Below are 12,918 nucleotides of genomic sequence, written 5' to 3' on the forward strand. Positions count from 1 at the left end.
AAATTCATGCAGCTTTATCGCCTGCTGACAGGCCCGGACGATTCGACCTTCTGCCACAAGGTGACCGCGGCGCTGAACAAGGGCTGGTCGCTGCATGGCTCGCCGTCCTATGCCTTCGATGCCCAGACCCATTCCCTGCGTTGCGCGCAGGCGGTGGTGAAGACCGTCGAGGGCGAGGAATACGACCCCGCGATGAAACTCGGCGAACAATAGGAGCGGCGGTATCCGGGTTCTTGTCGCGATAATCCTTCTCTGCGGCCTCTTGTCGGGCCCGGTCTCCGCTCAATCGCGATGCGGCGTGTCGCTGGTTCTGGCGCTCGACGTGTCCTCCAGCATCGACGAGAACGAGTTTGCCCTGCAGATGGGCGGCCTGTCGCGTGCGCTGCGCGATCCCTCCATCGTGCAGGCGATCGTCGAGGCCGGCGGCATCCAGGCGATGGCGTTCGAATGGAGCGGGCGCACCCAGGTCGTCGACATCGTGCCATGGACGTTTCTTGCCAGCGAGGCGGATGTTTTTGCCTTCGCGGGGGCGATCGGGCTGCATGAGCGCGGGTTCGACGAATTCCCGACGGCGCTCGGTTACGCGCTCGGCCATTCGGCGATCCGCTTGTCTCGCGCGCCGCTTTCCTGCGCGCGCGCCGTGGTCGATGTGTCGGGCGACGGCGTCAACAACGAGGGTTACGAACCGGCGCTCGCCTTCAAGAATTTCGATTTTTCCAATGTCACGGTGAATGGTCTGGTCATCGAGGGCGAGAAGCCGGACCCGGTGGCCTATTACCGCGCCGAAGTGATCCACGGTCCGGGCGCCTTCGTCGAGATCGCGCGCGATTTTGCCGATTACGAGGCGGCGATGAAGCGCAAGCTCCTGCGCGAGATCAATGGTGCGGCGCTCAGTTCCCTGTCCGCGCCGGGCGAGGGAAAAGCGGACGACGTCGCGGGTTCGCGCTACCTCCGCTAAGCCTGCGGAAAAAACCGCCCTTTTGCGGCGCCGATGGCGAAATCCTGCCAGGCAGTATCGCCCGGCCTTACTCGGCTGCTTCCTCGATACGTTCCATGTCGGCGTCGGAGAGGCCGAAATGGTGACCCAGTTCGTGGATCAGCACATGGGTGATGATGTCGCCCAGCGATTCCTCGTTTTCCGACCAGTAGTCGAGGATGGCGCGGCGATAGAGCGTGATGCGGTTGACCTGCTCGCCGGTGCCGGGGTTCCAGCGCTCGGCGACGCCGCGCCCCTCGAACAGGCCGAGCAGGTCGAACGGGGTTTCGAGACCCAGATCGTCGCTGATCTCCTCGGTCGGGAAGTTCGCAATGACGATCTGCACGTCGCCGGTGAGCGCGCGGAATTCCTGCGGCAGGTGCGAATAGGCCGTCAGCGCGATCGATTCGATGGTGGCGAGGTCGGGCGAGAGCCGGTCGGCCCAGTCGCCGCTCTGGTCAGTGCGGTCCATGGTGTTTTCTGCATCGTTTTCGCGCCCTCTATATCGCGTCTTTGCGGCCCGCGCGAGGGGGCGGGAAATGGCGCATATTTAGAGGAATAGTTTCAAAATTATATAGTTGACGTACCAGAATAAATTCCTAGGGTGATTTGTGCGTGACAGGCCGGGAACAATCGATCTATTGGCGCGCTATTTAAGCGACCAGTACGATGTAATTTTTGAGAGCGCGCAGGAGGCTGCGCGGGAGATTTTAGTTATCGTTCAAGAGTCATGTCAGGAAAGTAGCGATATAAGTGATCGCCAAACGAATGAATCTCGCGGGAAAGATCGTGAAAGCGGCTGCTGAAGAACTCAATCTCCGGTGAGCAATACGCGTAGCTCGGCTTGTCTTTAGGAGGGTATTTTTTAGGCATATGATGCGGAACGAGGGAGCAGCATAAGTTCTGGAATTATCGGGGCGTATGCCGGGTTTTCTAAGATATTCTCTCCCACGATATGCTGGTCCTCACCGATCCTTCGCGCTTCGAAGCGATGTGAATCGTTCTCGAAGCCGTTGAACTTATTGGCGTCCTCGTCGGACAAGAGGATGAAAAGCCCCTTTAAAGGTGACCACATGACAGAAACTCCAAAAGACAAAGACCAAGAAAAGGGCGACGAGGTATTGCGTCGCCTGCTCAAAACCCCTCCCGATCCGAAGACCGGGAAGGACGAGAAACAAGAGAAGCCCGGTAAGGACCGGGAAAGCGCTGACCGTTAAGCTGCCTTACGGCGTTCGTTGGCTTCGAACGTTGTCTTGAAGGCAGGCCCGTCAACAAGGAGCTTTGTCCATGCTGCATTGTCCACCTCTGCCACGATTAGAAGATCATTGTTGCTCAGGATACGCTGGACATATTCCCGCAACAGAACTGAGGTTGACGGACCAGCGACATACCAGACCGTTTCAAGAATGCGGGCACGCACGAAGCTTGGCCCCAACGCCTGCAAATGATCATCCATCTGCTTATGTGTCGGGCGAGGCCCGTTCAGGTCATACGAGATAAGAAAGTTCGCCATCGAAGGCTCCTGTTTTTGACCACAGGTTGATTGACCGGATCGATGGCTTGAGTAGAGTGGGTTTCCATATTCGATGCCGGCCCCTGTGGTTGGTTTCTGGAACGGCGGTGCGTGCTCTGGGGAGAGAATCACCGCCGTTTTCTATTGGGGCATGACTTGGGCAGCGGGAACAAGGCGCGAACAGCCTGATTCTCGCAATTCACAGGGCCTTTTTCTTCCGCTTGCGAAGCAGTCGGCGTGCTTTCTGCTTAAGCGTGACCGGACTTCGTTAGTCCTTCGGTAGGTCAGGCGCTTGCCGCGAGCGGCTTCAAGCAGTTGTTCTGCTCGTTCCGTGTTCGAAACCTTCAAGGCGGCGCGGCGATTATAACGGAAGTCGAACTCTACAAAGTAGCGGTGCAGGTGCGCTCCGCCGCAATGCTGGTAAACACAGATCATGCCGCGCTTAAATACGGAGAACGCATTTTCGATAGTGTTGGTGTGAATCACCTTGTCGCCTTCATATCGGACGTACTCGTTGGCCGAATGCTTCACACACAGTCTTGTGCGCGCCGTACTCCTTACCGCCCCACTCAACGAGGGCAACGACAGAGCGCTTCATGGGCTTCTTGCGCTTGAGGTAGGGGCGTCCCTTGCGGTGCGGAGAAACATAGCCATCCTCGCGGCGACCGAAATATGTTTCGTCGGCTTCAATTGTCTGGCCTTCACCGCCCATCGGGCCGGAAGTGGACACGTCCTCTTTCATTGCCTCGCGGATGCGATGCGCCATGAACCACGCGGTCTTGTAGGTCACTCCAAGCATGCGGTGCAGTTGGTGAGCCGACATACCTTTCTTGGATGACGCAAGAAGATGCGTTGCCAGCACCCACTTGTTGAGCGGGATTTTGGAGCGTTCAAACACGGTGCCGACAGTCACGGAGAACGGCTTGCGGCATTCATTGCACTTGTAGACGCCGGGGCGCGTGGACTTGCCCTCCAGCTTCTTGATGCGGGCAGGATCGATATTGCCGCAATGCGGGCAGATCGGGCCATGCGGCCAGTGAATGGCTTCAAGGTGCTCGCGGGCCTTGTCGGCGTCTGTGTAGATCTCGTTGGTGATGTCGAACATGACCGTATCTCCTTGATTCTCATATGTGGAATCTGGCGTGGTACGTTAAGTATATAATTGGGAATAAATTCTTTCCCCCATCCATCTTGACTCTTTGGCGGTTTGTCGGATTCAATAGGAACATAACAAGAACATAGCCGCGAATGCGTGAATGAACACGCTGCGGCCGGATTTTAAAACAGGAACACGGGACGAACGCCATGGCGTCAGCACAACGCGCCGCGGCGCGGGCGACGCTTTTGTCCCTGCGCCGGCAGATTGCCAGCATTGAGAAGGCTCCGCCGGCCCTCGCCGAAGGGGGCCAGGGCTGGTCCGGCGGCCCGGAAGCCGGGCGGGACACGGTCCTGGCCACCGGCGTCGCGGACTTCGACCGGGAACTGAATGGCGGCATCGCGCTGGCCGGACTGACCGAGATTCACGCCCGCGCGGCGCGTGATGCGGGAACGGCCTCCGGCTTCGTCGCCGCGCTGCTGTCGCTGGCGGCCGCGCCGGGCTTCCTGTCGGGGCTTCCCGTCCTGTGGATCGGCGCGCGCGGCGCTTTTGCCGAGGCCGGGCTGCCGCACGGGCGCGGGCTTTGCGCTCTGGGTCTCGCGCCGGAGCGACTCCTGCTGGTCGAGCCGAAACGGCTTTGCGATGCGCTGTGGGTCGCCGAGGAAGCGGCGCGCACGCGCGGCCTCGCCGCAACGGTGCTCGACATGCGCGGCGCGGCGCCGGGCTTTGGCCTGCGCGAGACGCAGCGCCTGCATCGGCGCGGCCAGGCTTCCGGGCGGCCGGTCCTGCTGCTGCGCCAGTCGGCGGAGGCCGACGCGACCGCCGCTCCGCTCCGCCTCGTCCTCGCGCCGGCTCCGTCCGCGCCGGCGATGGTGCTGGCAGGCACGCCGCATGCCCGCGCCGTGCCGGGCGGTATCGGCCCGCCGGGATTCGCCGTGACGATCGAGAAGAACAAGGCCGGTCCCGCCGGGCGGACCCATCTGCTGCACTGGAACAGCCATGAACGCATATTCTTTACCGAACGGGACGAACGCCGCCGCGACCGCCGTGACGCCGCCGCCGGCGAGCGCGGCACGCTCGTCGCATTCCCCGGTGCGGCGCATCCTGGCGCTGACCTTTCCGCATCTTTCGACCGACCGCATCGCGCGGGGCCGCCACGGCAGGACATGGCGGCAGACGGGAGCTGAAGCGCCGCCGCTCGTCACCGCGCACAAGGAGAAGAACGCCATGCGCATCGCCGGCCTCGACGCGGCGGCGGAGGCGCGGGGCCTTCGGCGCGGTCAGGGGTTGGCCGATGCGCGCGCCGCCCATCCCGATCTCGACATCGTGCCCGCCGACGCGGAGGCCGACCGCCGCCTGCTGACCGCGCTGGCCGACTGGTGCGACCGCTACACGCCGCTGGTGGCGCTCGACGCGCCGGACGGGCTGTTTCTCGACATCACCGGCTGCGCGCATCTGTTCGGCGGCGAGCAGGGGCTTCTGGCCGATCTGCTTGCGCGGTTGTTCGAGCAGGGGTTCACGGCGTGTGCCTCGGTCGCCGCGACGCCGGGGGCCGCCTGGGCGGCGGCACGGTTTGCCGACGGGCCGCTGATCGTCGAACCGGGCGCGGAGGCGCCCGTGCTCGGCCCTTTTCCGCTTGCCGCGCTCAGGCTTGACGGCGAGACGCTGGCCGGTCTCGCCAAGGTCGGTCTGAAGACCGTCCGCCAGCTCGCCGAAGCGCCGCGCGCGCCGCTGGCCCGCCGTTTCGGGCGGCAGTGCCTGCTCCGGCTCGACCAGGCGCTCGGCGCTGTCGAGGAGGCGATCTCGCCGCGCCTTCCGGTGCCGGCGCTTTCGGCGGAGCGCCGGCTTGCCGAGCCGGTCGGTCGTATCGAGGATGTCGAGCAATTGCTGCTGGCGCTGGCGATCCGGCTGCAGGGCGGGCTGGAACGTCGCGGCGCGGGCGCGCGGGCGCTGGAATATGCGCTGTTTCGCGTCGACGGCGTCGTCTACCGGCTTTGCGTCGGCGCGTCGCGCCCGGTGCGCGATCCCGAAACCGTCGTCAAGTTGTTCCGCGAACGGCTGGCGAGCGTCGGCGACGAACTGGATGCCGGTTTCGGCTTCGACGTGGTCCGGCTGTCCGTGCTGGCGGACGGCGCGATGGATGACGGGCAGGGCGACTTTTCCGACGGGACGGATGGTGGCGATCCCGATCTCGCCATCCTGCTCGATCGCATCGCCGCGCGGCTCGGCGCCAATGCGCCGGTGGATGCGCGGCATCCGGTTTCACGCCTGCAGGCGGTCGAAAGTCACGAGCCGGAGCGCGCCGAAGAGTTGCGGCCTGCTCCGCAAGATACATCTCCTTTGCCGGCAAATAAAATGTCTGTGCCACCCGCGGTGCCGCGTCCCGCGAGGCTTCTCGCACGGCCGGAACCGGTCGAGGTGGTGGCCGGCGTGCCGGAAGGTCCGCCACAGCACTTCCGCTGGCGCCGCGCGCATTACCGTGTGACCAGGGCGGAAGGGCCGGAGCGGATCGCTGGAGAGTGGTGGGGCCACGAGGCGTCCGAAGACCTGCATCCCGCGCCCCGCGACTATTACCGCGTCGAGGATGAGGACGGGCGGCGCTACTGGCTGTTTCGCCGCGGGCTTTACGGTGCGGCGGGCGGTGGTGTCGCGCCGGAGTGGTTCCTGCACGGGATGTTCGCATGACGGAGGATGAGCCGGCCTATGCGGAACTCGCCGCCGCATCGAATTTCTCCTTCCTGCGCGGCGCGTCGCATCCCGAGGAACTGGCGGTCACGGCAAAGCGGCTGGGGCTTGCCGGGTTGGGGCTCGCCGATCGCAATACGGTTTCCGGTACGGTGCGCGCGCATATGGCGGCCAAGGAGGCGGGGCTTTCCTACCGGCCCGGCGCGCGGCTGGTCTTTTGCGACGGCACGCCGGATGTGCTCGCCTATCCCGTCGACCGGCGCGGATGGGGGAATTTGTGCCGGCTTTTGACTGCCGGCAATCTGCGCGGAGAGAAGGGCGCGCCGTTGCTCGAGCGCGGCGACCTGCTCGAATGGGGCGAGCGGCTGGCGCTTGCCGTCCTGCCGCGCCCGGAGGCGCTGGACGAGGCCTGTCTCGCCTTCCTGAACGCGTTGCGATCCGGCTTCGGCCGGGCGGTGCGGCTGGCGCTGACCCCCGGCTATGACGGGCGCGACCGGGCGACGCTCGAGGCGAGCCGCGCTCTCGCCGCCGCATCGCGCGTTTCGCTGATGGCGGTTGGCGACGTCATCTATCACGATCCGCAGCGCCGCGTTCTCGGCGACGTGCTGACAGCGATCCGCGAGCACAGTCCGCTCGGCGAGGCCGGCTATCGTCTTTCGGCCAACGGCGAGCGCTATCTGAAGCCGGCAAAGGAAATGGCGCGGCTCTTCCGCTCCGAACCTGCCGCCATCGCCGAAAGTATGGCTTTTTTCGGCGAGCTCGACTTTTCGCTCGAGGAATTGCGCTATCAATATCCCGAGGAGCCCTATGGCGACAGCCCCACGCCGCAGGCGGAGCTGGAACGGCTGGCATGGGAGGGCGCGCATAATCGTTACGGCGCGACCATCCCGGAGAAGGTCACGAGCCAGATCCGTCACGAGCTGGCGCTGATCGCGGAGCTTGATTACGCGCCCTATTTCCTGACCGTGCATGACATCGTGCGCTATGCGCGCGCACAGAACATCCTGTGCCAGGGGCGCGGTTCCGCGGCCAATTCGACGGTCTGCTACTGCATCGGCATCACCGAGGTCGATCCGGCGCTGACCGATCTCCTGTTCGAGCGCTTCATCTCGCCGGAGCGGCGCGAGCCGCCCGATATCGATGTCGATTTCGAGCATGAGCGCCGCGAGGAGGTGATCCAGTACATCTACGAGAAATACGGCCGGGAACGGGCCGGGCTGGCGGCGACCGTCATCACCTACCGGGCGCGGTCGGCGGCGCGGGAGGTTTCCCGGGCCTTCGGTCTCTCGGAGGATGTCGCCGGCGCGATCTCCGGCTCCATCTGGGGCTGGTCGAACGCCGATCTCGGCGACCGCGAGGCGCAGGCGGCCGGTCTCGATGCTGACGATCGCACGACGCGCAACGTCCTGCGGCTGTCCTCGGAGATCATGGGCTTTCCGCGGCATCTCTCGCAGCATGTCGGCGGGTTCGTCATCACGCGCGACCGGCTTGACGAGGTGGTGCCGATCACCAAGTCGGCGATGGACGGGCGCACCATGGTCGAATGGGACAAGGACGATCTCGATTCGCTCGGCATCCTGAAGATCGACATCCTGGCGCTCGGCATGCTGACCTGCATCCGCCGCGCCTTCGACCTGCTGGAGGATCATTACGACCGTCCACTGTCGCTGGCCTCGATCCCGAAGGAGGAGCAGGACGTTTACGACATGATCTGCCGGGCCGACACGCTGGGCGTCTTCCAGATCGAGAGCCGGGCGCAGATGACCATGCTGCCGAGGCTCCGGCCGCGCAATTTCTACGATCTCGTCATCGAGGTGGCGATCGTGCGGCCCGGCCCGATCCAGGGTGACATGGTGCATCCCTATCTCAGGCGCCGCCAGGGTCTCGAGGATGTCAGCTATCCGAGCCGGGAGCTCGAAGGCGTGCTCGGCAAGACGCTCGGCGTGCCGCTTTTCCAGGAACAAGCGATGAAGATCGCCATCGTCGCCGCCGGCTTCACGCCCGGCGAGGCTGACCGGCTGCGCCGGGCCATGGCGACGTTCCGGCGGGTCGGCACGATCCATACCTTCCAGAAGAAGATGATCGAGGGCATGGTCGCCAATGGCTACGAGGCCGATTTCGCCGAACGCTGCTTCCGCCAGATCGAGGGCTTCGGCGAATATGGCTTCCCGGAAAGCCATGCCGCCTCATTTGCCCTGCTCGTCTATGCGTCCTGCTGGCTGAAGGCGCATTACCCGGATGTCTTCTGCGTGGCGATCCTCAACGCGCAGCCGATGGGCTTTTATGCACCGGCGCAGCTGGTGCGCGACGCGCGCGAGCATGGCGTCGAGATCCGTCCCGTCGATATCAACGCGTCAGCCTGGGACAACGCGCTGGAAGACCGGGACGCGGACGAGGCGGAGACCGCCGCGCGCATCGCACCGCGCCACCGCGAAATGAAGACTGTCATCGACGCGATAAAGGCGGTGCGGCTCGGCTTCCGGCAGGTCAAGGGCCTGCGCGAGGAGGACATGGCGCTGCTCGCCGCGCGGCGCGGTGCGGGCTACGACTCGGTCCGCGACCTGTGGCTGCGCTCCAGGCTCGACCGGGCATGCATCGAGCGGCTTGCCGACGCGGACGCCTTCCGCTCCATCGGGCTCGACCGGCGCGCCGCGCTCTGGGCGGTGCGGGCGCTGGATCCGAAATCCGCCGAGGAGCACCTGCCGCTGTTCGAGCGCGGAAGCGCGGCCGCCGACCCGGACGAGGCCGGCATCGAGATCGCCGGCGAGGCCGAGATGCGGCTTCCGCCGATGCCGCCGGGCGAACAGGTCGTGCATGATTACCGCTATGTGTCGCTGTCGCTGAAGGCGCACCCGGTCTCGTTTCTGCGCGGACGGCTCGACCGCAAGGGCGTGATGCGCCACGAGGCACTGGACGCTGTCCCGTCCGGGCGTCGGGCCGATGTCGCCGGCCTCGTTCTCGTGCGGCAAAGGCCGGGATCGGCCAAGGGCGTGATCTTCATGACGCTGGAAGACGAGACCGGGGTCGCCAATGTTATCGTCTGGCCGAAGACCTTCGAGCGTTACCGGGCGCTTGTGCTGGGTTCCCGGCTGGTGCGCGTTTCGGGCCGGCTGCAGAACGAAAAGGGCGTGATCCACGTCGTCGCCGACCGGATCGAGGATCTGACCCCGATGCTTGCCGAACTGGAACGCGACGACCTTTGCGACATGGAGCTCGGCGATGCGGGCCTAGCGAATGCCGATGAGGTTCGCCGGCCGGTCATCGAAATCCGCGAGAAGCTGAAACCGCGCTCGCGGCTCGCGCAGCTGCTCAAGGATGCGCCGCAACTGCGAGGCGATTACGAGACGCTGAAACATGACGAGTCCACCGCCAGGGCCATGCCCCGGGGGCGCAATTTTCATTGACGGTCGAGACGGCGGTCTGTCGCGTGTGACAAGGTCTTGGGCTTTGCCAAAGAATTAAGCCTGCTCAGCGCGATGGCAGAACCCGGCTCGACGTCGCGCAGCACGACTCCTGTCGCCCCGTCCGCGCATTTCACCATGCCCGAAAAAGCAAAAGCCCCGGAAACCGGAGCTGCTCCCTGGCTCTTCGCCAGTTACCTCACGGATTGCCGCCCATAGCGCCTGAGAAAGCCGCTGGATGGCTTTGTAGTCATCGCTGAGAGCGAGAGGGCGATTAGGTAGGGTGCAAGCCTGTGATGCGCGTCCGTGGCTTCCCGGACGAATTGCAGGCGGTCGGCTTCGGTGAGGGATTTGCGGCGGGCGGCGCGATCGGACATCGGTAATCCTTCCCTTGGTAAGTGTCGCCGCAATTATCGCGGGCCTTCAACCATGCTCGCTGTACGGACAAGATGCCATCGGCAAGAGCGATCTCCGGATTGTCACGGAGACTCGGACGCCCGGTCGGGCCTGCTGATCCTGCGGGTTCGAAGCGTCTGCGCCGAATGCCTGCCCAAGTTGACAAGACAGACGCGCCTGTTGTCAGATATGACCCTGCGTCAAGAAAGCATGAATTTGCCGATTGCGCTGCGACAAGTCGGGTCTTCGTCTTGAGACGCCGTGATTGACGCTGGCGCACAGTTTCGGGGGGAGCGATGTCCGGCAAGACATTCAGCGGTGCTCATTTCGTCCGGCGGGCGGTTCAATGGCGATGATCTCAAGCTGGTCTCAGGCGGTGACGCCATGACGAGTGCTTCTTCGTCACGGAAAACGCGTTTCGTTTCCGCCATGGCCGGGCTTGCGCTGTGGACGTTGCCGGCCGTGCCGTCGGCGGCCCAGACGATCGAGGATCTGCCGCGCATCGGCCCCGAGATACGGGCGAGCCGGCTGGCCTACGAGACGGCGAAAGAGGAAGAACGCAACTTTGTCGCGCGCATTGAGGCGGTGGAGACGCGCGCGGAGGCGGCGCGACGCTCCTATCTCTTCTCCCTGGTGGAATACAATCGCCGCACCGAAGAACTCGGACAGGCTGTGATCGATGCGCAGAAGGCCGTCGAAACCACCAGCGCGCGCGAGGTCGAGGCTGACAGGCTCTATCAGCAACTCAGGCCGGCGCGCGGCGAACGTGTCTCCGAACGCGCCAGCGAGGCCCAGAAGACAAGGGACGCGGCGCGCGAGGCGAGGCGTCAGGCAGAGGGGAGGCTGGAGGCGGCGCGTGCCGCATTGTTCAAGTTCGAGCCACTCGAAGCCGGCACATTCTACCTGAAATGGCGGGCGGCCGACCTCGCGGCGCAAAGAATGTCGAGAACGCTGGGATATTTCGAGGATCAGGTCGCCAAGGCCTTCGAAGCCTATACCACGCTGGTTCTTCGCCATCCGCCTCCGCACCTCGCCGCAGTCACCATGGATGCGGGCGGTGACGTCTTCTATACGGGCGTCTGGTCGCCGGACCCCGACGCCGATGCCGAGGGCGGCGCGGACGATCCGGAATACGAGGCGCTGCTGGATGGCGCGATCGCGCGCATCGAATCGGAGATCGCCGAGGCCGACAAGATCCTCGAGACCCTCAGCCGGGCGCGCGGCGATCTCATCGGTTATCAGCAATCCTCCAATTTCAGGCTGGTGTTTCTCGCGAAATATGTGGCGCTGACGGAGCGAAACGAGGTTATCGCGCCGGCCTTGCTGGAACTCGCGGCGGCCGTGACGGGTGCGATCAATGCGGGAACGGTCGTTGAAGGCCTGGATGGGGTTTTGGAACTCGCAAAGAAGAACTCCAAAATCACCGCATTGTCGCAGACCAGTCTCGGCGGAGCGAACGATGCGTTCGGCAAGCAGTGGGCTGCCATTCTTCTGGATCACTGGAGCTTCGATTTCATCGGCTGGACGTCGGATTTTGTCGGCATCACCGGGGATCTTCCGATCGCCACCGGCAACGCGAAAGACGTCATCATCGGCGATACGATCGAAACGCTTCTCGCGGCAGGAGCGGACGCCATCACGACCCAGTCGTCCCTGCAGACGTTGAAGTCCTTGCCGGGGCTCAGGAATTTCGTCTCCAAGCTCGGCTCCGAGGCCAAGAACTTCGCGCTCGTCACGGGAATGAAGGCGGTCATCGCTTCCATCACCGAAGCGACCAGCGAAGGGGTCATGAGGGATTTTAATCAGGAACTGGTCACCGCGGTCTGGTTCGCCGGCCAATACGACCTGGCGCTCCGCGCGGGTCGCGGCGTCGAGGAGATGCGGGCGCGGCTGAAGGCGCGGCTTGCCTATCTTCGATACATGAAAGAAGCGGGCGAGCAGCCGCTGGCGCTGTCGGTCGCACGCAATGGCGCGCCGAGCTTCCTGGGGGATCTGACGATCGCAATGCGCTTCTCGCAGCCGCTGGACCGGGCGCCGCAGGTCCTGCTCGATGAAACGCCCATGACCGTGACGGGCGGGGCGGGGAATGCGACCGGCTGGCGGGCGACGCTGGGCGGTGGACGGGGCGTCGGAATCGACACGAACGGCGATGGCTACCTGCAGCTCTCGGTGTCGCCGGGGCCGGGCGCGACGCCGTGGCCCAGCCTCGACAGCAATCCCGCGACGCCGGTGAAGCTCGATCTGGGGCAACTCCTCTGGCTGTCCCGGGAGGACGGCCCCGACCTCAATCACCGTTTCCGGCTGGGTATCGAGGGGTTGTGGAAAGATCAGTGGGGCACGGTCGTCGAGATCAGGGCCAGGGGGGAAACCGACCTGGTCAACACGGACAGCGCGCAGGGAACGCTCTACGAGGCGGCGATGATCGAAGCCGGGCGCCATTGGGCCGATCATGGCTATACGCCCGGCAACCTTCTCTTCTCGTTTCGGGCGAATCCCTCCACCTTGCTGATCTCGGACGGCTCTTTCCGCTACCGCTATCCGCAGGCCACTGGGGCGATCTGCGCGCCGGGCAGCCGCGACCTGCGAGCCAGAATGCAGTACCTCGCGTCGAACGACACGATCTCCGCATCCTTCAACGTGCCGTGGATCAGCGATCGAGAGACCTGCGCGATTTCCGACAATCTGCTGCGGTATTTCGAGTATTCCCGCCTCGATCCTGGCGTAGAGGCCGAATTGCGCAGCAAGTTCGCGCCGGACGGCGGCTAGCATGGAACATGGGCTGCCCATTCTCCGGACTGACGGTATCGTCGGGCTTCGGGACAGCGGCGGCCTCCACGACAATCGCAGGGAA

General features: G+C 64.4%; 9 protein-coding genes and 1 pseudogene. 7 read left to right on the plus strand and 3 right to left on the minus strand.

Going from position 1 to position 12,918, the window contains the following annotated elements; translation table 11 throughout:
• Positions 1 to 6: 6 nt before the first annotated feature.
• Positions 7 to 213 carry a DUF1737 domain-containing protein gene (locus ACQK2M_RS03275; protein WP_425416613.1) on the plus strand — a complete coding sequence of 69 codons (207 nt, stop codon included), beginning with the start codon at positions 7 to 9 and terminating at the stop codon, positions 211 to 213.
• Positions 214 to 298: 85 nt separating this feature from the next.
• Positions 299 to 958 (plus strand): DUF1194 domain-containing protein, encoded by a 660-nt coding sequence (locus ACQK2M_RS03280; protein WP_425416614.1) that lies wholly within the window; start codon positions 299 to 301, stop codon positions 956 to 958.
• Positions 959 to 1,025: 67 nt separating this feature from the next.
• Here ACQK2M_RS03280 and ACQK2M_RS03285 read toward each other — a convergent pair whose 3' ends face one another.
• A complete protein-coding gene (locus ACQK2M_RS03285) occupies positions 1,026 to 1,448 on the minus strand; it encodes a metallopeptidase family protein (protein WP_425416615.1) in 423 nt (140 codons plus the stop codon).
• 574 nt (positions 1,449 to 2,022) lie between these two features.
• Here ACQK2M_RS03285 and ACQK2M_RS03290 point away from each other — a divergent pair.
• Positions 2,023 to 2,193 carry a hypothetical protein gene (locus tag ACQK2M_RS03290; protein ID WP_425416616.1) on the plus strand — a complete coding sequence of 57 codons (171 nt, stop codon included), beginning with the start codon at positions 2,023 to 2,025 and terminating at the stop codon, positions 2,191 to 2,193.
• On the opposite strand, the gene ACQK2M_RS03295 is transcribed toward ACQK2M_RS03290, so the two are convergent.
• Together ACQK2M_RS03295 and ACQK2M_RS03300 are read right to left on the minus strand one after the other, a co-directional pair.
• A complete protein-coding gene (locus ACQK2M_RS03295; RefSeq protein WP_425416617.1) occupies positions 2,190 to 2,489 on the minus strand; it encodes a hypothetical protein in 300 nt (99 codons plus the stop codon). The genes ACQK2M_RS03290 and ACQK2M_RS03295 overlap by 4 nt on opposite strands.
• A 267-nt stretch (positions 2,490 to 2,756) precedes the next feature.
• Positions 2,757 to 3,594, minus strand: a pseudogene (locus ACQK2M_RS03300) (IS1595 family transposase); the annotation flags it as partial.
• 200 nt (positions 3,595 to 3,794) lie between these two features.
• Here ACQK2M_RS03300 and ACQK2M_RS03305 point away from each other — a divergent pair.
• From ACQK2M_RS03305 to ACQK2M_RS03320, 4 genes are all read left to right on the plus strand, one after another.
• Positions 3,795 to 4,772 carry an ImuA family protein gene (locus ACQK2M_RS03305; protein ID WP_425416618.1) on the plus strand — a complete coding sequence of 326 codons (978 nt, stop codon included), beginning with the start codon at positions 3,795 to 3,797 and terminating at the stop codon, positions 4,770 to 4,772.
• Positions 4,678 to 6,270, plus strand: coding sequence for a DNA polymerase Y family protein (locus tag ACQK2M_RS03310; protein WP_425416619.1), 1,593 nt, complete (start codon positions 4,678 to 4,680; stop codon positions 6,268 to 6,270). Before ACQK2M_RS03305 ends, ACQK2M_RS03310 begins: the two co-directional genes overlap by 95 nt.
• Positions 6,267 to 9,674 (plus strand): error-prone DNA polymerase, encoded by a 3,408-nt coding sequence (locus ACQK2M_RS03315; protein ID WP_425416620.1) that lies wholly within the window; start codon positions 6,267 to 6,269, stop codon positions 9,672 to 9,674. The genes ACQK2M_RS03310 and ACQK2M_RS03315 overlap by 4 nt, the downstream gene beginning before the upstream one ends.
• 711 nt (positions 9,675 to 10,385) lie before the next feature.
• Positions 10,386 to 12,833, plus strand: coding sequence for a hypothetical protein (locus ACQK2M_RS03320; RefSeq protein WP_425416621.1), 2,448 nt, complete (start codon positions 10,386 to 10,388; stop codon positions 12,831 to 12,833).
• Positions 12,834 to 12,918 lie beyond the last annotated feature (85 nt).

The organism is Oricola indica (assembly GCF_965227485.1).
Lineage (GTDB): Bacteria > Pseudomonadota > Alphaproteobacteria > Rhizobiales > Rhizobiaceae > Oricola > Oricola indica.